The sequence below is a fragment of the Allohahella marinimesophila genome (assembly GCF_039538005.1).
Classification (GTDB): Bacteria; Pseudomonadota; Gammaproteobacteria; order Pseudomonadales; family Oleiphilaceae; genus Allohahella; species Allohahella marinimesophila.
Map to the genome: position 1 here is coordinate 415,453 of NZ_BAABBO010000007.1, position 20,875 is coordinate 436,327.

The window sequence follows — 20,875 nt, forward strand, 5'->3', positions numbered from 1 at the left end:
GCTTATGATCACTCTGGTCGCGGCAGGGTAAACACTTCAGCAAGCGAAGCATATTGTCCGCCGCCAAGACGGCACAAAGGATCGGCCTTCAGGGCATCGATCAGCGGGCGACCCTTGGCATCCTCAGTCATGACGGCATCATCCACAAACATCCGTTTCACTTCGCAGAGCACCAGCATCTGAGGGCTCGTGCCCACCTCGATCGTCTGTAGATATTCACAGGCGAAGGCGATTGGAGATCCCTTCACCCTCGGCAGATGAAAACCATCGAAATCAGTCAGTTCCAGGCCTGCCCGGCCTAGCTCAGACTCACCATAAGGTAGGGTGCGAGACGTTTCAGTGACCGCCGCCATCTGCGCGACGGACGCAATATTGATCACGCAACTCCTGCGTTCGCTGACGTTGACGTAGCTGTCCTTGAAAGCCTCTTCGCTTTTTCGGCCCGCCGAGAAGATGACAGTGGGCGGGGCGCTGGATACCGCCGTGAAGTAGGAAAAAGGTGCCAGGTTGAAGGGGTCCTGAGCATCTTTAGCGTTCACCGAGAGCACCCAGGCGATTGGGCGCGGAATCACGCTCTGAGTCATCCATTGATAGACGCGGGCACTGCTGAGATCAGAAAAATCGACAATCATGTGGTCAGGTCCAGATATGGAGGGAACACGAAATACGTTGGCGCTTACGGAGTCAGTCTACAGCGGCAGGGCGCGTTCGATAAAGGTCGATAAGGGCAGCGGCTTCGAGCCACTCATCTGACGAAACTGCACCATGGCCAGTTCGGCGGTGCTGAGCGCATCATGCAGCGCGTTGTGCGCAGGATAGACTGGCAGACCATAGCGTTGGCGACATTCGCTCAATAGGAGGGCATCATGGTGTAATGGCTGGCCAGTCCGTTCCAGACGGCGCTGCTCGAGCTTCATAGTGTCGATGTGGGGGGTGTCCAGCGGTAGCAGGCCAGTGCGCTCCAGTGCTGCCGCGAGGAAGCGAAGGTCCAGGAAGGCGTGATGAAACAGCAGTACTCGGTCACTGGCTGCGGCCTGTAGTTCGACCAGTGCTGTCGCGAGCGTGGCGCCGCCAGTCCGCTCAGTGTCTGTGATGCCGTGGATGGTTGCGCTATTGCCCACGCCATGGCTCGACTCTATGAGCCAGTGTTTCGCAGTCGACAGGCAGACTTCGCCATCTTCAATGCCCACCGCACCAATACTCATGATAGCCCCGACCTCAGGATCGAGTGAATTCATCTCCAGATCGACGGCCAATAGAGAGTACTCGGTCCATGGCCGGCCAAAGCTCGAGTGGGGGCCACCGAACAGACGCTTCAGTAAACCCATCGCTATACCAGCCCTCGGGTGAAGCGTTGCTCCAGGCCGCGCTGTGCCCGATCAACCAGGCGGAAGACAGCCTTGAGGTGGTTACGCTGCAGGCTGCTGAGCTTTTCCGGATCCAGTAGGTTGTCGGGCTGCTGTCCGGTCTCGAGTTGCTCCAGCTGATTGCGAAGGCGCAGGTGCGAGATGAACTCGAAGGCATCCAGTAAATTGTTGGCATCATCCTGGTTGAGCACACCAGCGGCCGCACAGGCTCGCAGACGACTCGTCGTGGATGTTTCAGGCAGGGCAGCACTCAAGGCGTAGACACGGGCCATATCGGTGATCAGGCACAGCCCAAGGTGCTTGAGGTCGAGTGTGGCCTCATTCTTGCCACTTCGAGTGACCGCGAACTGCTTGAAGAAGCCCAGCGGCGTCTTGCGTGACAGGGCGTTTTTCGTCATCAGTGCCAGGAAGATATCGCGCTGTTTCGCCATCGACAGCACCTGGGACTGCAGTCGTGTGGCGAGGTGGGTATCACCGGCAATGCCGCGAATGTCGAAGAAAATACTGCTGTGCATCAGCGCTTTCGAGCTTGGCTGGTCAATCCAGCCCTCAAAGGCCTGCACCCACTCATCGAAGTTCAGACACCACTTCGGATTCTTCGCCATGATATCGCCGAGGCAGAGCGGGAAGCCGCAGCTATCGAGCCCTTCACAAACGAAGGTCGCCAGCTTGAGAAAGTAAGCCTTGGTCGCGGCAGCATCCTCTTCTTCAGGAAGCAGGTAGATGATCGCATTGTCCTGGTCAGACCCCGCATGCTGCTCCAGGCGGGCCTGTGAGCCGAAGCTGAGCCAGCAGAAGTCCGTAGGGGCATCCCCCAGGTCGTGCTGCGCCAGCGTGATCAGGCGACGCGTGAGGGCGTCGTTGATGCCGGTAAAGATCTGGGCGATGTTCTCAGCCGTCAGATCGGCGCGGATAAGCTCGAACAACATGCGCTGGGTCTGCGAGGCATGGGCTACGAGTTCCTTCACCGTTGCGCTCTTGGCGATCTTGCTCACCAGGTACAGCGGGTCGGTATTTCGAACCCGTAACAGATCCGAGGCACTCATCACGCCAACCGGCCGCTCACCATCAAGCACTGGCAAATGGTGAACGTTGTGCTGCAGCATCAGCAAACCAGCCTCATGCACGAACATGTCCTGAGTGGCCGCGACTGGCTGGCAGGTCATGATGCTGCTGATGGGCTCGGCTGCATCGCCTGAAACAGCCAGTACGCGGGCCCTCAGGTCGCGATCGGTCACGATACCGACCAGACGCTCGCCCTCAGTCACCAGCACGGACGACACCCGGTGCTCCGTCATGAGAATCGCCGCATCCTTGATGGCCGCGTGCGCTTCGATGGCGACCAGGCGGCGGGTCATCACCTCGGAGATGCGCTGCACTGCTCTATAGGCGCTGTCGTCATGGCGAAGCCGGAAGCGTGCGGCCAGCGCCTGCGTGAAGTAACGTTCGAAGGCCGGATGCCGGTGGCGCAGGGCATGAAAAGTGCTCGCTGGCACCGCATACACGAGGATGTCTTCGGTGGCGATAATCTGGTTGCCGGAGATCTCGCCGGTCAGGAGGTAGGGAAATCCGAAGCTTGCGCCAGGCCCCAGTCGGTCGATAAGCTTGCCGTCGCTGGATGTCAGCTCGATAGCGCCCTTGCGAATGACATAGAGCCGCGGCTTGTCCGGATCCAGAAAGTCGCCATGGTCACCTGAGGTGCGGTAGAGAATCTGCACCGCATGCGCCAGCTCCCTGATTGATTCTGGCGGTAATTCGGAAAACGGATGATGTGAAGCGATAAAGGCTTCTATGGGACCAAGATCTATAGTCATCCCGCATTTTTGACTGCTTTACGGTTTAACGTTAGTAGACAAAGGTCGAATGGCTGATGGCAATGCCGATGGCAGCGACCGCCCAGCCAAGCAAAGCGCCGACAATGACGTCGGTGGGGTAGTGGAGGCCGAGCACGACACGCGACAGCGCGATCAGCACCGTGAAGGGCACCACGACCAGGGCGAAGATCGGACAGAAATGAATGACCATCACGCTGAAGCATACCGCGTGCATGGTATGACCAGACGGGAAGCTATAGCGGTCGAGCGGGGCCGTGCCGCAGAGGATATCTGGCGAATTGAGAAAGGGGCGGGTTCTGATGAGCGAGCTTTTCAGGGTTTTGTAGATGAGGGTGCAGACGAGGCCGGTGAGGGCCATGGAAGCGCTGACTTGAAGTCCTGTGACGCCGTAGAAGACCGGTAGGAGCAGCAGGAGGGTGAACCAGGCCGCGCCGTCGCCGAGGCGGCTGATGACGGAGAAGAACTGCCGCGGTAGGAGTTTGTGACAGTAGCCGTTTAGGCGGAGGCAGGTGGTGAGTTCTAGTTGGTCGAATTTCTGAAAGAGGAGGGCGTTTTTGCGGATGTCCATTAGCTGGATGCCTGTAATGCTATACGGCGGCAATAGGACGGAGACAACTGGCGAATATGGCGTCTCTCGTAGATCCTCAGTGTATCGACTAGCATTATGCTGCTGCGCTCCAACTTTTATATCTTTGTACTTACAGGATGCAGCAGCCAGATGACGTTTTTGTTGCACTTGCATTAAGCTTCGTTGAAACAGCTTTCTGCAACCACGACAACGATTATTGTGATACCCTTGCGCGCCTCAAAAAGAGGTGAAATGTTAAACGGTGAGACCTCCCGCAGCGTCCGGAGAAGCCCCACATAACTTGGATTGGGCTTTTCCACCACGTGAGCTTTTTGGCAAATCATGCCATTCCCATCCTATGAGCAAACGGTAGCGATCACTGCGACAGCAAGTGGAGACTGTTCCCTTTAGCTTGGGTCGGAAGGCTACTGACGAGAGAGCCATGGCCTATTATCAATCGGCTCTGGTTTCGATTCCAAATGATTTTAGAGACACTTAAGGCAAATTTATGGCAGATGTATCTATTCTTCCGGTTCTCCTGGCAGGCGGCAGCGGCACGCGCCTTTGGCCGTTATCCCGGACTCTGATGCCAAAACAGTATATTCGTCTTACAGGCTCTCAAACCATGCTGCAGCAAACTTTGCAGCGTACCACTGGGCTGAATGCCAGAGCCCCGGTCGTGGTGTGCAATGAAGAACATCGCTTCATTGTGGCCGAACAGGCGCGGCAGGGAAATATTGACCTGGACAGGATCATGCTGGAGCCATTCGGCCGGAATACGGCACCAGCGATCGCCTTGGTGGCAATGCAGCAGCGCGCCCGTGGAGAAGACCCCCTACTGCTGGTTTTGCCGTCTGACCATCTCATCGCAGATGAAGAGCGCTTTGTGACTTTGATTCGGCAAGGCGCCGAAGTTGCTGCAGAAGGCCAACTCGTGACCTTCGGCATCGTTCCAACCTCGCCAGAGACCGGTTTTGGTTATATCGATGCCGGGGAGTCTCTAGGTGCCGATAAGTACGCCTTCCACGTGAGCCGGTTTGTGGAGAAACCTGACCAAACAACCGCCGAAAAGTTCCTGGCTGCTGGTAATTTTTACTGGAATAGTGGCATGTTTATCTTTCGGGCGTCGGTATACCTTGAAGAGCTCCAAAATGCGCGCCCTGACATTTACGAAGCCTGCGAGAACGCCGCTCAGGCCATTGAAGCGGATGCCTATTTCGATAGGGTGCCTGCCGATGTTTTCCAGGCTTGCCCAGATGAATCCATCGACTACGCGGTAATGGAGAAAACTGATAAAGCTGTCGTTGTGCCATTTGATGCCGGATGGAATGATTTAGGCTCCTGGTCAGCCTTGTGGGAGGTGGAAGACAAAGACAGCGACGAGAACGTGTGCATAGGCGACGTGATCACCTCCTCGTCCAGCAATTCGTACATTCGTGGTGAAAGCCGAATGGTTGCAGCCATCGGCATTGATAACATGGTGGTTGTGGAAACCAAAGATGCCGTTCTGGTGGCTCACAAGGACTGCGTTCAAGACGTGAAGAAAATTGTTCAGGAAATCAAAGCCAGTAATCGCTCCGAGCACCATACTCACGCGAAAGTGTATCGCCCTTGGGGCGATTATGAATCCATCGATGAGGGACACCGGTTCCAGGTGAAGCGCATCACCGTCAAGCCAGGCGAAAAGCTTTCACTACAGATGCACTATCACCGCGCTGAACACTGGATTGTGGTCAAAGGGACTGCCATTGTGGAGCGCAACGGTGAAGAAGAACTGCTCACTGAAAACCAGTCTACCTACATCCCCATTGGCGTGACTCACCGTTTAACCAATCCAGGCAAAATGCCGCTCGAGTTGGTTGAGGTGCAATCCGGTGCCTATGTGGGGGAAGACGACATCGTTCGCTTTGAGGATACCTATGGGCGCGCTTAACGCACTCTGGGCTTACCGGGGGTTTATTCTCGGTAGCGTCAAGAGAGAGTTCCAGACGAAATACCTGAATTCTCTGTTGGGCGTGGCTTGGACCGTTATTCAGCCTCTCTCGATGATTCTGGTTTATACACTCATTTTTTCCCAGATCATGCAGGCGAAGTTGCCTGGGGTTGAGAGCAGTTTCGGCTACAGCATCTACCTCTGTTCGGGGATTTTAACATGGGGGCTTTTTATTGAGATAGCCGGGCGAAGTCAGAACGTATTCCTCGAGCATGGAAACTTGCTGAAAAAACTCAGCTTCCCGCGATTATGCTTGCCAGTAACTGTGGTGGCCACCGCGCTACTGAACTTCAGCATTATCTTCGGTTTGTTCACATTATTCCTGGTTTTTACGGGCACCTTTCCTGGTTTAGTCTATTTGGCAATCCTACCGGTGCTTGTGGTTCAGCTCATTTTCGCTATTGGTTTGGGAATTACAGTAGGCGTTCTAAACGTTTTCTTTCGAGATATCGGCCAAGCCTTCAGCGTGATTCTTCAGTTCTGGTTCTGGTTAACCCCCATCGTCTATCCAGCCACAATCCTCCCTGTTAAGGCTCAGGAGCTCTTTGTCTATAATCCGATGACAGGATTGATGAGCGCCTACCAGACTATTCTCGTCCGTGGAGAACTGCCAGATTGGCAGGCTCTAATACCCATTCTGGCGTTGGGTATATTCTTCTGCCTTGCAGGCATGCGCCTGTTTCGCAAGCACGCCGGTGAAATGGTGGATGAACTCTGATGGGGCAAATTACTGTTAAAGATCTCGGAAAAGCCTACAAGAGATATCCCAGTCGCTGGTCCCGGTTGGCAGAGTGGGTGCTGCCAGGAGATAAAACTAGGCATGAGCTGACTTGGGTGCTTCAGAACATTAACTTTACCGTCAGCCCTGGTGAGGCGTTAGGTATCGTGGGGATGAATGGAGCCGGGAAGAGCACGCTGCTTAAAATGATAACCGGCACCACTATGCCAACCACTGGGTCCGTGGAAATGTCCGGACGAGTGGCTGCGCTCTTAGAGCTAGGCATGGGATTTCATCCGGATTTCACGGGGCGCCAAAATGTTTATATGGCCGGGCAGCTTCTTGGGCTTACCCTCGAAAATATCGCCAGCTTGATGCCTGAAATAGAGGCTTTCGCAGAAATTGGCGATTATATTGATCAGCCGGCGCGCATGTACTCAAGCGGCATGCAGATGCGCTTGGCCTTCAGTGTAGCCACTGCAAGGCGGCCAGATATTCTCATCGTGGATGAAGCACTTTCGGTGGGGGATGCCTATTTCCAGCACAAGAGTTTTGATCGGATTCGAAAATACCGAGAGCAAGGCACGACCCTTTTGTTGGTCTCGCATGACAAGGGCGCTATTCAGGCAATTTGTGATCGTGCAATCCTTCTCAACTCAGGAAAGCTGGCTATGGAAGGGAGTCCCGAGTCGGTTATGGATTTTTATAACGCGATGTTGGCTGATAAAGAAAATCACAAGGTCGAGCAGAAGGTTCAAGAAGACGGTAGGGTCCAAACAGTCTCTGGTTCAGGGGAGGCTACATTGGTTTCTGTAAACCTTTTGAATCGCGATGGGCAACCCCTTGAAGTAGGTTCAGTAGGCCAAACTGTGCGGTTACGCTTAGCAATTCGTTGTGTAAAACCGATCAATGAGCTTGTGGTCGGTTACTTGGTTAAAGACCGCTTGGGCCAGTCAGTCTTTGGTACTAATACTTTTCATCATAAACACGTACTCCAAAACCTCTCGGAAGGACAAGATATAACGATCGAGTTTTCGTTCGATCTAAATTTAGGGGAAGGTAGTTACTCGGTATCGATTGCGTTACATGGGGACGATACCCATGTGGCTCGCAATTATGAATGGCGAGACCATGCCCTGGTATTTTCAGTGCTCAACTCGTCGGTCAATACCTTTGTCGGTGTTGCGTGGCTTCCCCCTCAAATTCGGTGGTGGTAATGACGGAAGACTTTTATCGCGCTTTCGAGGAAAAACACAGAGGCTCAAGAGACCTGATCAAAAGTCGTTTAACGGTTTATCAACCATTTGTTGAGCCTCTATTGAAAATAGCGTCGGAAGCAAAAGCCGTAGATCTTGGGTGTGGAAGGGGGGAATGGCTTGAGTATGTCTCCTCATTAGGCTTTTCCGCTACCGGCGTCGATCTTGATGAGGGCATGCTTTCTGCTTGTCAGGAACTGGGACTGGAGGCCATGAAAGGGGACCTTCTCCAGTATATAGAGTCTTTGGAGAGCGAGTCTGCGATGTTGCTTTCTGCTTTTCACGTAGTAGAGCATATTGCTTTTGATGATTTACGGTTGTTGGTGAGAGAGGCCTTACGGGTGCTGAGGCCTGGCGGACTCCTGATTATTGAAACGCCAAACACAGAAAACATCATTGTAGGTACCAGTTCGTTTTACTTGGACCCTACGCATCGCAATCCTATTCCTTCGCAGTTACTTTCTTTTGTCGCTGAGCACACTGGGTTTCATCGTGTCAAAACGCTTCTACTGCAAGAGCAGAAAGGGCTACCGCCGAGAACAGATGTAGGTTTGCTGGACGTTTTGTCCGGGGTCAGCCCCGATTACGCTGTCGTCGCGCAGAAATCTGGAGATGTAGCCGAACTGGCGTCATTTGATGAAGTTTTTGAAAGAGCTTATGGTGTCGGCCTGAATCAACTCGCTACTCGGTTTGATGAGCGGCTTGCCTTCACATCGCATCAAATTGGACTAATGCAGAAGGAACTAAATCAGACTAAAGATGAAGCGTTTCAGGCGCAGAGCGAGGCTAGAGCATCGGCAGAATCGATGAATGTTGAGTTGCGAGCATCTTTAAAAACCTTAGAAATTCAGATAAAAAAAGAAACAGATGAGAATTTTCGAACCAGGGAAAAAGATCTGGAAGCTCGTTTAATAGATCAAATGATTGCGGTAAACGCGTTGAAAGCGAGCACATCATGGAAAGTTACCGCGCCCCTCCGTGCTGCTGGTAGAGTGAGGAAAAAACTTCAAGGCTTGAACACCGGAGGGAGGCTTGATCTCTTAATTAGGCATTCTGCTTTGTACGTCTCGCGGAGGCCCGTATTGAAGCGTATTGTTCTGTCCATTCTCACTCGGCTACCTTTCCTGAAAAGACGTCTCACATTACTGAGGCAGCAACGAGCGTCCTCCAACTTTGTTCTTGATCGCAATACACCGAACGAAATAGCAAATCTAAATCCCCATGCGCGAAGAGTCTACTTGGATTTGAAAAGTGCGCTCGAAAAAGTCCAAGGGGAGAATCAGTAATGCGAATTGTAATCGACATGCAAGGCGCTCAGACGGAGAGCCGGTATCGCGGCATTGGTCGATACACGATGGCTTTCGCGCATGCTGTAGTACGGCACAGTTCCAACCACGAGATATTTCTCGCGTTAAACGGTCTTTTTCCAGAGACCATAGAGCCCATTCGAGCATCTTTCGAGGGATTGTTACCTCAGAAGAATGTTCGTGTTTGGGACGCTCCGGGACCCGTTAATGAGGAAAGCCCAGACAATGCCGCTCGTCGGGAGGTAACAGAGCTGCTACGAGAGGCTTTTCTAGCAAGTCTGAGGCCGGACATTGTCCACATCACAAGTCTTTTTGAAGGATTCGTAGACGATGCCGTCACAAGTTTAGGGCGATTTGATAAGTCCACGCCAGTTAGCGTCTCACTTTATGACTTAATTCCTTTCCTAAATCCAGATCAATACCTTCTTCCAAATCAGATTTACGGTAAGTTCTACTCTAGGAAAATCGATTACTTGAAACAGGCAGACCTTTGCTTGGCAATCTCGGAGTTTGCTTGCAATGAGGCTGCTATAGCGCTCCCTGAAGTGGCAGGTAAGTCGCGAAATGTGTCAACTGCGGTAACCAACGAATTTGCTGAAAAAGTTATATGCGAAGACGCAATCAATGCTGTTCTCAATAAATTCTGCCTGAACCACGAGTTCATACTTTACACAGGCGGGGCTGATGAGCGGAAGAATTTGGTTCGTCTTATTATGGCGTACTCACAGTTGTCCGTATTTCAGCGTAAGAATCACCAACTTGTTTTCGCTGGCCGCATAGCACAATGTGACATTGATAACTTGAAGTTAGTTGCAAAAAAGGCAGGCGTACCAAAAACCTCCCTAATATTTACAGGCTATATTACGGATGAAGAGCTGGTGATCCTGTATAAAACTTGCGCACTTTTCGTTTTTCCTTCGTGGCACGAAGGTTTTGGCTTGCCAGCATTGGAAGCAATGGCATGTGGTGCCCCCGTAATTGCCGCTAACACCTCAAGCCTTCCCGAAGTTGTCGGCTTGCCCGAAGCTCTGTTCGATCCGTTCGATGCTCTCGCAATTGCTAGCAAGATGTCTGAGGTGCTCGACGGTGGCGCATTTCGAACACGGTTGATTAAACATGGGTTGAAGCAGGCTCAACAGTTTTCCTGGGATACGACGGCGAAACTTGCGTTAAATGCTTGGGAAGAGCTAATTATTAAAAACGCAATGCTTAGGAAAGACTGCGTCGTGAAGGGCAAGCCCAAACTAGCATTTGTCTCACCTTTACCGCCGGAACGAACCGGTATTGCTGACTATAGCGCTGCTTTGATTCCAGAATTGTCGCGGTACTATGATCTTACTCTGGTTGTTGATCAAGTCGAGGTCGATCCTCTACTTTGTCAGTATGGTGAAGTCAAGGATCTCGATTGGTTTCGTCGGCATGGGGCCGAGTATGACTATGTGATTTATCAGTTCGGCAACTCTCCTTTTCATAAACATATGTTATCTACGATGGTTGAAATTCCCGGCGTCGTAGTTCTTCATGACTTCTTTCTGAGCGGGCTGATGGCATGGTGCGAGGAGGTCAACTTCGCAAGTTACGCTTGGAGAAAAGAATTAATTAACAGCCACGGTTTATACGCAGCTGCCGAGAGCTTCAAAAGTCGAGATGATGCCAAGCTTCGTTGGCCAGTAAATGGCCATGTGCTCCAGCATGCACTTGGCGTCATCGTCCATTCAGACTTTTCAATCAAGTTGGCTGCTCAGTTTTATAACAGTGATCTAAGTGATAGTTGGTTGAAAATTCCACTTGTGAGAGGGCTCACTTCTTACGACCCGACATTTAACAGGCCGGTCGACGAATTAGGTTACACCGAACATGATTTTTTGATCTGCAGTTTTGGATTCCTCGATACAGCCAAACTTAATGATTTGCTCATCAAAGCGTTTGTTGAATCTGAATTATCCAAAAAGGATACGTGTCACCTTGTTTTCGTTGGCGAGAACCACGGAGGTGATTATGGTGATTCTATTCTGCGTCTCATAAAGAAAAGCGGGTTGGGTGAACGTATAAAGATAACTGGTTATGTGTCCTCTGACGTGTTTAATCAGTATTTAAGCCGCGCAGACGTCGCCGTTCAATTGAGAACTAATAGCCGAGGCGAATCCTCGGCAGCCGTTTTGGACTGCATGAACCATGGTATTCCGATTATCGTGAACGCGAATGGTTCTTTAGCAGAATTAGACTCAGCGGCCGTCTGCATGCTAGATGACGAATTCGAAAATGAAGACTTGGTATCAGCTCTGGAAATGTTGTGGAAGCAACCAGAGAAACGCCGAACCTTGGGCGCGCTCGCCAGAGAAATAATCGTCACTGAACATAGTCCTTCGGCTTGTGCGGGGCGCTATGTTAAAGCTATTGAAGGTTTATCCAGAAATAGAGGGCCCACTTCGCAGGCAGTAGTGAACTTGATAGCCAGAGTGATAGAGCCTCATTCCTTAGAGGCTGAGCTGATCCCGCTGGCTAACGCGATAGCTCAAAATCATCCGCTACCAAAATTGAACGACAGAATCTTCCTGGACGTCACGGCGACTTGTTTGCAGGATCTGAAATCGGGTATCGAGCGAGTCGCACGCGCGTTGATGGTATCTTTACTAACCTCAGTAACAAGGCACCAAATTGTTCCAGTTTATCTATCCTGCGACTATGGTCGATGGTCATATCGAACAGCGTGCCGATATACGATGGAATTGCTACAGTGTCCATCAGATGGTTTTGATGATGAAGTCTGCGATCCCGGGTCAGGCGACATAGTCCTTACGCTTGATATTTCTGGTAGTAAACTCGTCGATGCTGCTTGCCAAGGCTTTTTCAGAAGTCTGCAAAATCGGGGGGTGTCGGTTCGCGCGGTAGTATTTGATTTATTGCCAATATCAATGCCGACGGTATTTCCCCCCGGCGCTGATATCCAGCATAGAGTCTGGCTAGAAGCGCTTATGGATTTCAATGGGGCGATTTGTATATCTCAAACGGTGGCCGGCGAACTGCGAGATTGGGCTGGACAAAATTATTCGGAAACTCAAGCTAGACGCCAATTTTCAGTGGATTCATTCCATCTTGGGGCGGATGTTTTAAGCTCAGCACCTACAAAAGGCTTACCGGCCAAGTCCAAGACCGTGCTTAACGATATTTCCTCCAAGCACAGCTTTCTCCTCGTTGGAACGATCGAGCCTCGGAAAGGCTACGCCGAAACACTCATGGCCTTTGACAAGCTTTGGGAGCAAGGGCATCAAGTCAATCTCGTTATTGTTGGCAAGGAAGGCTGGTGTGGGCTGCCGGATGATCAGCGCCGAGACATCCCTGAAACTGTTAGAAGATTAAGCACTCATCCCGAGCTAGATAAGCGACTTTTTTGGTTGAGTGGCATTAGTGATGAATACCTGGAAAAGGTCTACGCAGCTAGTACTGCACTGATAGCAGCTTCCTATGGAGAAGGGTTCGGTCTTCCCCTAGTTGAAGCGGCTCAACATAAAATGCCAATCATCGCCCGGGATATTCCAGTCTTCCGCGAGGTGGCCGGTAAGCATGCATTCTATTTCGGCGGCGATAAAGGACTGACAACGCTGTCCGAAGCTATCAAGGAGTGGTTAAAATTATATACTGCAGGTGAGCACCCCACTTCAGTGGACATGCCCTGGACGACTTGGAAAGAATCAGCTCAGCAAATTTTAGATCTCGTGACATCTGACGGTAATTCTGCAAGATCAATTAAGAAGGAAACGTTGTGAAAAAAGCAATTATCACCGGCATCACTGGCCAAGATGGCGCCTATCTCGCCGAACTTCTGCTGGAGAAAGGCTATATCGTTTACGGCGCATTTCGCCGGACCGCCTCCGTAAACTTCTGGCGGATTGAGGAGCTTGGCATTCATGAGCACTCGAACCTTCATCTTGTTGAATACGACTTGACTGATCTCTCATCGAACATCCGCCTACTCCAACAAACCGAAGCGACAGAAGTTTATAACTTGGCGGCTCAAAGTTTTGTTGGCGTGTCGTTTGATCAGCCAATTACCACGGGTGAGATTACCGGGATGGGGCCAGTCAATCTACTCGAAGCCATTCGTATCGTAAACCCGAAGATCCGTTTCTATCAGGCCTCTACATCAGAAATGTTCGGTAAGGTCCAGGCCATACCTCAGAAAGAAGATACGCCTTTCTACCCGCGTAGTCCCTACGGAGTCGCCAAACTGTACGCGCACTGGATGACGATTAACTACCGCGAATCGTACGACATTTTTGGTGCCAGCGGCATTCTGTTTAACCATGAATCGCCGCTACGTGGGCAGGAATTTGTCACTCGAAAAATCACCAATTCCATCGCGCGAATCAAATTAGGTAAGCAGAGTATTCTTGAGCTGGGCAACATGGACGCGAAACGCGACTGGGGCTATGCCAAAGATTATGTTAAGGGTATGTGGCGAATGCTACAGGTAGATGAGCCGGACACCTATGTACTTGCTACCAACCGTACTGAAACAGTTCGGGATTTTGTCACTCTGGCCTGTAAAGCTGCTGAAATTCAGGTTGAATGGCAAGGCGAGGGCGAGGCGGAGAAAGCTGTCGATACCTCCACCGGCAGAACACTAGTAGCAGTGAACCCACGTTTTTATCGCCCGGCTGAGGTGGAGCTATTGATTGGTGACCCAGCAAAGGCGCGTGAGAAGCTAGGCTGGGAGCCAAAAACCACTTTGGAAGAGCTCTGTCAGATGATGGTGGAGGCAGATCTTCGCCGAAATAAGATTGGGTTTTCGTTTTGATGAACAAGCGTGTATTGATAACAGGAAGTGAGGGTTTTACTGGTCACTACCTGGTGAAGGAGCTGGAGTCTGCTGGCTATGAGGTGATCGGCCTCGGCAGCCATGCTTCAACCTCGCCTGGTCATGTCCAGGCAGACCTTATTGACTCCGCTTCCCTTAAAGCTGCGCTTGCGAAGATTCAGCCTGATGTAGTGGTTCACTTGGCCGCATTAGCATTCGTGGGGCACGGCGACCCAAACCAATTCTACCAGGTAAACCTGATTGGCACCCGGAACCTGCTTGAAGCTGTGTCGGCTTCCGGTAAGATCCCTGAAAGCGTTCTACTCGCCAGCAGTGCGAACGTTTACGGCAATCAGGCGGAAGGTATACTGAATGAGGGTACGCCACCTGCACCGGCTAACGATTATGCCGTCAGCAAACTTGCCATGGAATACATGGCGCGGACTTGGCTGTCAAAGTTACCAATTATCTTTGCTCGACCGTTCAATTACACAGGCGTGGGGCAGACTGAAAATTTTCTTTTGCCCAAAATCGTTTCTCACTTCAAGCGTAAGGCTGGCTCGATTGAACTCGGCAACCTTGACGTATCGCGGGATTTTAGCGATGTGCGTGCGGTTGTTCAGGCCTATCGAAAGCTCATCGAGAAGCAGCCAATCGGTGAAACCTTCAATGTAGCCTCAGGTAAAACTCACTCTCTTAGGGAGGTATTGCTGCTGTGCCAGGACGTCACGGGGCATGAAATCGATGTTCAAGTGAACCCTGCTTTCGTGAGAGCAAACGAAGTCAAAACTCTTTGTGGCGACACCACAAAGCTTCGGCACTGTATCGGTGACTGGGATACACCGGAGCTGGAAGAGACCCTTCGCTGGATGCTGAATTAATGGTCAATAGTTGAACCGATCCGGCTTGGGTAGTAGGAGTATCTTTATAGCTTCTCAATTAATAAATCAGCTGCATGCGGTAAGCTTCATTCTGCCGAACTAGCGTATGCACTTCACACCTAGCTTTACTGCGGATGTTATAGCGTCGTTCAACATGAGAAATAGCAGTAGTCAAACGCCCTGCTAAGGGTACTCACATGGCTGGTACTGCAAGGATGGAATCGATAGCTCGCGAAGTTCCTTGGGCGAGGCGTCTGTCCCGGATAAATGAACAGGACACCCGAGGCTTAAAAGGAAGATTGCTCTGTTTGATGAGATTCAAGCGCAAAGGGTATAAGTCAATTTAATTTTTTTAGCGGCAAGCGGAAAATAAACTAGATTAGTGCCAGGATGCTGATTTTGATATCAGCATTGTAATTGCAAGAGATAATCTTGGCAGATGGGATAGATGGGATAGATGGGAAGCTTCAGATGTACAACCATAGAATAACACGCAACATAAGTTTTATATTGTTTATATTTTTTGCGTTTACTCTTTGCTCTTTTGGATATTACTCAGCTCGTACATTAGACGGCAATGCTGATAATCACATTCTTGCGGGTGAAATGTTTGGAACGCCCGCTGAGTTGAAAGAGAGAGGCGTGGAATCGCTCTACAAAGGCCCTGGCCAGACTGGCTGGGATGGCCAGTTCTATTACTATATGGCGAATGATATCTTTGCGTTGAAGGATACGGCCGAGCATATTGATGCGCCATCATATCGGTATCAACGCATAGGGATGTCGTTATATGCGGCGGCGTTTGCTAAATTGATTGGTATGGACTGGGTTTCACCTAAAATATATTTGCTTAGCTATTTCCTGTTGGTTATAGCCGCCACATTGGCTGGAGCCTACGTGTTTATTAACGTGGGAGTACATCCAACGCTTATACTGCTATGGTCTTTAAGCGTAGGAACTCAAATTACGCTATTTAATGCATTGCCGGATGCTGCTGCTGATGCCTTTCTAATACTGGCCCTTGCGGCTTTGGTCAAAAAACGCTACGTCCTTTCAGCAATCCCGTTTGCATTTTCGGCACTGTCACGCGAGGTTTATGTTCTCTTTCCATCATTTATACTACTCTTTCTTTTATTGGACTTATTTAAGGAGAGGCAAAGCGCGGAAAAGAGGTCTCTTTACTATTTTGTTGGACAGTTAGCAGCTTGGCGGAGCTGGTATTTCCTCGCGCTACCCGGTTTAGTGGCAATTAGCTGGCATATTTATGTGGTGCGACATTTTGAGATCTCGCCATCAGATCAGGCGCATGGGATTCTAGGCACTCCCCTGGCAGCATGGTTTGATTACCTTTCGTCTGGCCTAGATGGCGCTCATAAACTAGTAGGAGCCGGTCTTCATTCTCACGCTGAAGTAGCGTCACTGCTTTTATTTTTGCTTGTGCTAGCCACGGCGTTTTGGGTGGCCATTTCTGTATTTCGGAGCAAGAAAGGAGCGTCACCGCCAGCAATCCGCGGTGTGGCAATGACGGTCATCTGTTTTGTGCTTTTATATGCGAGCTTTGGCCCTACGGTAATGATGCATTATACAGGTTACTTCAAAGCTATTGCCGTTCTTTTCTTTGCGGTTCCACTTCTTATGGCTTACGGCAACATAAAGTTTCGCATCAGGATTGGCATTTTTGTTCTGTTGTTTTTAGCCCTGAGCATAACCACAGTATATAATATGCATGCGAGGATTCTCCCGTTCTCGTCGTTCCTCGATAAATACACCCGTCTTTCGCAAGTGGTAGAAGACCGACGCGTCGAGTGTTTTGAAAACTACATTTCTGAAGTGAGTGTCAAACAGGTCAGGATTAAACTGGCTGGTCTGCTTGATCGTTTCTTTGGTGTTGACGATTTGATCCTTGTCGAGCTCGAAGTCACCAACACGGGCGAGAACACCTATCTCTCAAGTAAAAATTTTGGAAGCGTACATGTCAGCTACCATTGGGTCGACGCCGATGGCAAGGTGGTGGCTGATGGTGCTCGCTCGGCGATACTCGAAGAAGTCCTCCCAGGGCAAAAATTTTCCAGCACTATAGTTGCGCCCGTCCCAGAGGATGTCGTTGATATCTTTCTCATGCCAAGCTTGGTGCAGGAGGGATGTAGCTGGTTTTATCTAGCCAATCCAGATTCGCGGACAAGTCCAATTATTGCCATAACGCCTTGATCCTTGCTCAATCGATCACATCGAGAAAATATTGCTAATGATCCCTAGACTCGGATTTACGTCCACTGTGAAAGAAGTAATTTCTTCTGTTGGCCCTCTCGTCTTTTTCATTATTCTCCTTGTGAAGCTATTGCTTCTTGGTTTCTTTTCGTCTGGCTATCAGGATGCGCTTTTTACACCCTTCGTCAATTGGTTTATCCACGAAGAGACCAGTCCATGGGAGGCTGTTCATAACGGATGGTTGGCTGCAGAGTTCCCGTATCCTCCATTGATGCTATATATATTGGCCCCTTTCTACAGTATTAATCAGCTGCTCGGCATTGAAAGTGTATTTTGGTCCAATCTGGTTCGGGGGCTGCCGCTCATTATCGCTGATCTGGCGATACTGCTAGCCCTTACAAAACTAGCGCAAGTAAATACTCGGCGACTTTCATTTTTCTATCTCTGCTCCCCAATCATATTATTCTCAACCTTCGTTCACCATCAGTTAGACGTTATACCGATCGCACTCGTTTTACTTTCGCTCTGCTTTTTTGTGCGGCACCATCTCATTTTTGCAGGTGTTATTTTTGGCTTGGCGCTTGCCACTAAACATCACGTCGTTGCGTTACTACCCCTCTTGGCTATTTATATGTACCAGCGTAGGTTGTATGCCTTCATTCCAAAATTCGTCGGCGTTACTCTGTCTATCTTTGCTCTCTTGCTTATGCCGCATATTTTTGATGAAAGCTTTCGCTTGATAGTTTTTATGAATGATAAACAGAAGTCGCTTTTTGATACCGTCTATGCCATTGGAGGAGTGAATATATATCTACCAGTTTTCATTGCTCTCATTACTTATGTGGTTTTTTTATCCTATCGCAAGGTGAATCAGGATCTATTACTTTCTTTCTCCGTTCTCTTATTTACGTCAATGATATTTTTTATCTCGCCGTCCCCTGGATGGTATGTCTGGATTGCGCCGCTGCTATATCTTTTGGTAGTAAAGTCAAACCAGAAGGTAGGAGAAGGCATTCTTCTCGCATTGAATATCGTTTATCTTCTATATTTTGTTTTGGCCCATGAGTTTGAATATGCTCCAGTTAAGCTCCTAGGAGAAGAGCTTGCTCTTCCACTGAGCGAAGGCGAATTGGTGGGCGGGCTATTCTTCACTGGACTAGAAGCTATGCTTCTATGTTGTGCGTTTTTCGTCTACAGGGTATCGATTCGAACCAACTCGATCTACAAGAAGAATAAGCCATTCCTTATCGGTGTGGGCGGGGATAGTAGTGCCGGCAAGACAACGTGCAAAATGCTTATGTATAAGTTGTTGAGGGAAAATATACTGCAGATCGAAGGTGATGGGGACCATAAGTGGGAGCGCGGCCACTCCAGCTGGCAGACCTATACTCACCTGAATCCAAAAGCCAATTTTTTACATCGCCAAGCCGAGAACTTGTATGCGCTAAAAAATTGGGAGGCGATCAGTCGTGTTGATTACGATCACAGCAACGGTAGTTTCACAAACCAGTTTCTACATAAGCCTAAAGATTTCATTCTGATTTCTGGGTTGCATACTTTCTATCTCCCAATTTCGCGCGCTATTGTTGATTTGAAGATTTATCTTGAGCCTGACGAGGGTCTTCGGAGGCACTGGAAGGTTAGCCGGGACACCGTAAAGAGAGGCTACTCTGTCGAAAAGGTGATAGAACAGATTGAGCATAGGATGCACGATGCGCGGAAATTTATTCATCCACAAAAGCAATATGCGGACCTCGTCTTCTCCTTCTTTCCTCTCCGCGACATTCAAGGTTTAGAGCCAGGCGCAGCTGTTGAGCAGGGCTTGAGAATTTACCTGGAGGCAAGCGTTTATATCGAAAATCTGTTTGATGCTTTAAAGGTAGATGTTGAGTGGGATTACTCCGAGGATATGCAGTCGCAAATCCTGGTCGTCAGAGAAGAGCCGCTCCACGTCGATTTCCAGTCATTGGCTGTTCAAATGGTATCGAGCCTCGATGAGCTAGTTTACGAGCCTGAATTTGAGTCGGGGTATAATGGGCTGATTCAGATTGTAATGTTATTGTGTATCAGTCAAAAGATGAAGAGCGAAAGATAACTTATGCCTATCAAAGGAATATTGCTGGATCTCGATGATACGCTTTACGAGTATGAGCCTACTCATCGCCAAGCCTTAGATGTTGTTTTTGATGACATAGAAAAAGATATTAATGAAAGCCGCTCTTCTATAAATGCTGCATTCGATCTCGCCAAAGGCCGTGTAAAATCCATCCTGCCAGCAGTAGCATCTGGGCATAGTAGAATCCTCTACTTTCAATTGATGTTTGAAAAAATGGGCTTTGATGCTATACCTCGTGCTCTAAATGCAAATGATAAATACTGGTCGGCCTTCCTTGAAAATATACGGTTGACGGAAGACGCTGAACGCTTTTTCAAGCGTATTCAAGGCATTCCAATTTGTTTATTGACTGACCTTACGGCCGAAATCCAGTACAGGAAGATCCTGAGGCTTAGGCTGGAGCCCAATATTTCATTTATAGTCTCCAGTGAGGAAACAGGGGTAGAGAAGCCGCATCCGTTCATGTTCCAGACAGGTCTGGTGAAGTTAGGCTTGGCCCGCGACGAAGTCATAATGATCGGAGACAGTCTCAAAAAGGATATTCTGGGGGCCTCATTTCTTGGCATCAGAAGCTACTGGCTTAATCGAGGCGCATCTGTCGCGCTAAAGCTTCCAGCATACAGTCAAGAAATTCGTTCATTAGACGAGGTGGTGCTTTAATGGAACAGTTTGTCTGGGCCTCTCGGTATCTCGGGAGCCGCTTCGATTTGGTTCAGGCCGGAGGAGGTAATACCTCGGTGAAGAGCGAAGCCACTCTAGTAGTTAAGGCTTCGGGGCTGAGTATTGGCGATATCAGCCATGATACAGGCTACGCGACGCTGTCTCTGGAGGTCTTGCGTCAGAAACTGTTTGCGCTGTTGGCAAGCAACTGGAGAGGAAAGACAAAACAGGAGCTTGAAGCGATAGGTAAAGACCTTCTAGAAGAGGCTTCTCGTGGGGAAGGCCGACCCTCTATAGAGACGTTCCTACACGCCGTGTTCAAAAAATATACGCTGCATACTCACCCAGTTGCGGTGAATAGTTTTGTTGGTAGCGAATCCGGTTTTCAGCGGCTTAAGGAATTATATCCATCAGCCTATTTTGCAGATTATGCAACACCGGGCGTCGAGTTGCTGTTGACGATGGGTGAGGTTGTCAGGAAAACAGAGACGACCGAAGGTCCGGTGGTCGTGTTTTTAAAAAATCATGGGTTGTTAGTGTCTTCAAATAACGCTTCAGAAGCTGTCGCGCTAACAGACAGTATTTCTTCTGATCTGGCGTCTTTAGCAGGCCTGTCATTTGCTGAGTTTCGAAAGGCAGGAGATCTGTTCAGCTTGCTATACCAACACTTCGGCATTTTAGATCCTACCTGCGCGGTGATGGATCCTCAGTTGAATGAAGCTATCCTGGCCCATGCTGCTCGTCCGCTCGTGCATTTCTGTCCAGATGTTTTTATCTACATGGGCTACGCCGTTTTTCCCTTGGATCAAGGAGTGGACGGCTTAATAGAATACCAGAGAACTTTTGGTGCTCTTCCCTCGATTTTCGTGAGTGACGGTCTTACGCTTATTCGAGCAAAGAGTTACAAGAAGCTCAAAGAAACTGAGGACATGCTGCGCTTTTACGTAATGGTCAACAGCGCTCAGCTCCAGCACCAGGTAAGTGGCTTGGATCGCGATGAAATTGCCTATCTCGGAAACTGGGATGCGGAAAAGTTTCGGCAAGGTGTGTAGTCCACACTCTGCACATGTTTTATGAATAGGTAGTCGGACGGCCATCTGATGCTAGCGGTTATGACCAATGTCGACAATTCGTCCGCCGATGAGAGATCCTGTGAATGCCGTCAAGG

At 49.7% G+C, this 20,875-nt stretch carries 15 protein-coding genes; 11 read left to right on the top strand and 4 right to left on the bottom strand.

Translation table 11 applies throughout. The features are described 5' to 3' along the window. Positions 1 to 8: 8 nt before the first annotated feature. The 4 genes from ABD735_RS07515 to ABD735_RS07530 are packed head-to-tail and all read right to left on the bottom strand — an operon-like array spanning position 9 to position 3,770. Positions 9 to 632 carry a flavin reductase family protein gene (locus ABD735_RS07515; protein ID WP_344804935.1) on the bottom strand — a complete coding sequence of 208 codons (624 nt, stop codon included), beginning with the start codon at positions 630 to 632 and terminating at the stop codon, positions 9 to 11. Between the two features lie 57 nt (positions 633 to 689). Next, positions 690 to 1,328, bottom strand: a complete 639-nt coding sequence (locus ABD735_RS07520; protein ID WP_344804937.1) for a 3'-5' exonuclease — start codon at positions 1,326 to 1,328, stop codon at positions 690 to 692. Between the two features lie 2 nt (positions 1,329 to 1,330). Further along, positions 1,331 to 3,181 carry a putative nucleotidyltransferase substrate binding domain-containing protein gene (locus ABD735_RS07525; protein WP_344804939.1) on the bottom strand — a complete coding sequence of 617 codons (1,851 nt, stop codon included), beginning with the start codon at positions 3,179 to 3,181 and terminating at the stop codon, positions 1,331 to 1,333. A 31-nt stretch (positions 3,182 to 3,212) separates the two neighbouring features. Continuing rightward, positions 3,213 to 3,770 (bottom strand): phosphatase PAP2 family protein, encoded by a 558-nt coding sequence (locus ABD735_RS07530; RefSeq protein WP_344804941.1) that lies wholly within the window; start codon positions 3,768 to 3,770, stop codon positions 3,213 to 3,215. Between the two features lie 508 nt (positions 3,771 to 4,278). Here ABD735_RS07530 and ABD735_RS07535 point away from each other — a divergent pair. The 11 genes from ABD735_RS07535 to ABD735_RS07585 all read left to right on the top strand — a co-directional run bounded on the left by ABD735_RS07535 (position 4,279) and on the right by ABD735_RS07585 (position 20,759). Beyond that, positions 4,279 to 5,703, top strand: a complete 1,425-nt coding sequence (locus tag ABD735_RS07535; RefSeq protein WP_344804943.1) for a mannose-1-phosphate guanylyltransferase/mannose-6-phosphate isomerase — start codon at positions 4,279 to 4,281, stop codon at positions 5,701 to 5,703. Next, the gene (locus tag ABD735_RS07540) at positions 5,690 to 6,481 is read left to right on the top strand and encodes an ABC transporter permease (RefSeq protein ID WP_344804945.1); all 792 of its coding nucleotides are present in this window, start codon (positions 5,690 to 5,692) and stop codon (positions 6,479 to 6,481) included. Before ABD735_RS07535 ends, ABD735_RS07540 begins: the two co-directional genes overlap by 14 nt. Then, positions 6,481 to 7,698, top strand: a complete 1,218-nt coding sequence (locus ABD735_RS07545) for an ABC transporter ATP-binding protein (protein ID WP_344804947.1) — start codon at positions 6,481 to 6,483, stop codon at positions 7,696 to 7,698. Before ABD735_RS07540 ends, ABD735_RS07545 begins: the two co-directional genes overlap by 1 nt. Further along, positions 7,698 to 9,023: a class I SAM-dependent methyltransferase gene (locus ABD735_RS07550; protein ID WP_344804949.1), complete on the top strand. Its 1,326-nt coding sequence runs from the start codon at positions 7,698 to 7,700 to the stop codon at positions 9,021 to 9,023. The genes ABD735_RS07545 and ABD735_RS07550 overlap by 1 nt, the downstream gene beginning before the upstream one ends. Beyond that, positions 9,023 to 12,811, top strand: coding sequence for a glycosyltransferase (locus ABD735_RS07555; RefSeq protein WP_344804951.1), 3,789 nt, complete (start codon positions 9,023 to 9,025; stop codon positions 12,809 to 12,811). The genes ABD735_RS07550 and ABD735_RS07555 overlap by 1 nt, the downstream gene beginning before the upstream one ends. Then, positions 12,808 to 13,842, top strand: a complete 1,035-nt coding sequence (gmd, locus tag ABD735_RS07560) for a GDP-mannose 4,6-dehydratase (RefSeq protein ID WP_344804953.1) — start codon at positions 12,808 to 12,810, stop codon at positions 13,840 to 13,842. Before ABD735_RS07555 ends, gmd begins: the two co-directional genes overlap by 4 nt. Continuing rightward, the gene (locus tag ABD735_RS07565) at positions 13,842 to 14,723 is read left to right on the top strand and encodes a GDP-mannose 4,6-dehydratase (protein ID WP_344804956.1); all 882 of its coding nucleotides are present in this window, start codon (positions 13,842 to 13,844) and stop codon (positions 14,721 to 14,723) included. The genes gmd and ABD735_RS07565 overlap by 1 nt, the downstream gene beginning before the upstream one ends. Before the next feature lie 432 nt (positions 14,724 to 15,155). Further along, positions 15,156 to 16,931, top strand: coding sequence for a hypothetical protein (locus ABD735_RS07570; RefSeq protein ID WP_344804958.1), 1,776 nt, complete (start codon positions 15,156 to 15,158; stop codon positions 16,929 to 16,931). Between the two features lie 67 nt (positions 16,932 to 16,998). Beyond that, complete coding sequence (locus ABD735_RS07575) at positions 16,999 to 19,026, top strand: MptA/MptB family glycosyltransferase (protein ID WP_344804960.1); 2,028 nt, start codon at positions 16,999 to 17,001, stop codon at positions 19,024 to 19,026. A 3-nt stretch (positions 19,027 to 19,029) separates the two neighbouring features. Further along, positions 19,030 to 19,707: an HAD family hydrolase gene (locus ABD735_RS07580; RefSeq protein WP_344804962.1), complete on the top strand. Its 678-nt coding sequence runs from the start codon at positions 19,030 to 19,032 to the stop codon at positions 19,705 to 19,707. Further along, positions 19,707 to 20,759, top strand: a complete 1,053-nt coding sequence (locus ABD735_RS07585) for a class II aldolase/adducin family protein (RefSeq protein ID WP_344804964.1) — start codon at positions 19,707 to 19,709, stop codon at positions 20,757 to 20,759. Before ABD735_RS07580 ends, ABD735_RS07585 begins: the two co-directional genes overlap by 1 nt. Positions 20,760 to 20,875 lie beyond the last annotated feature (116 nt).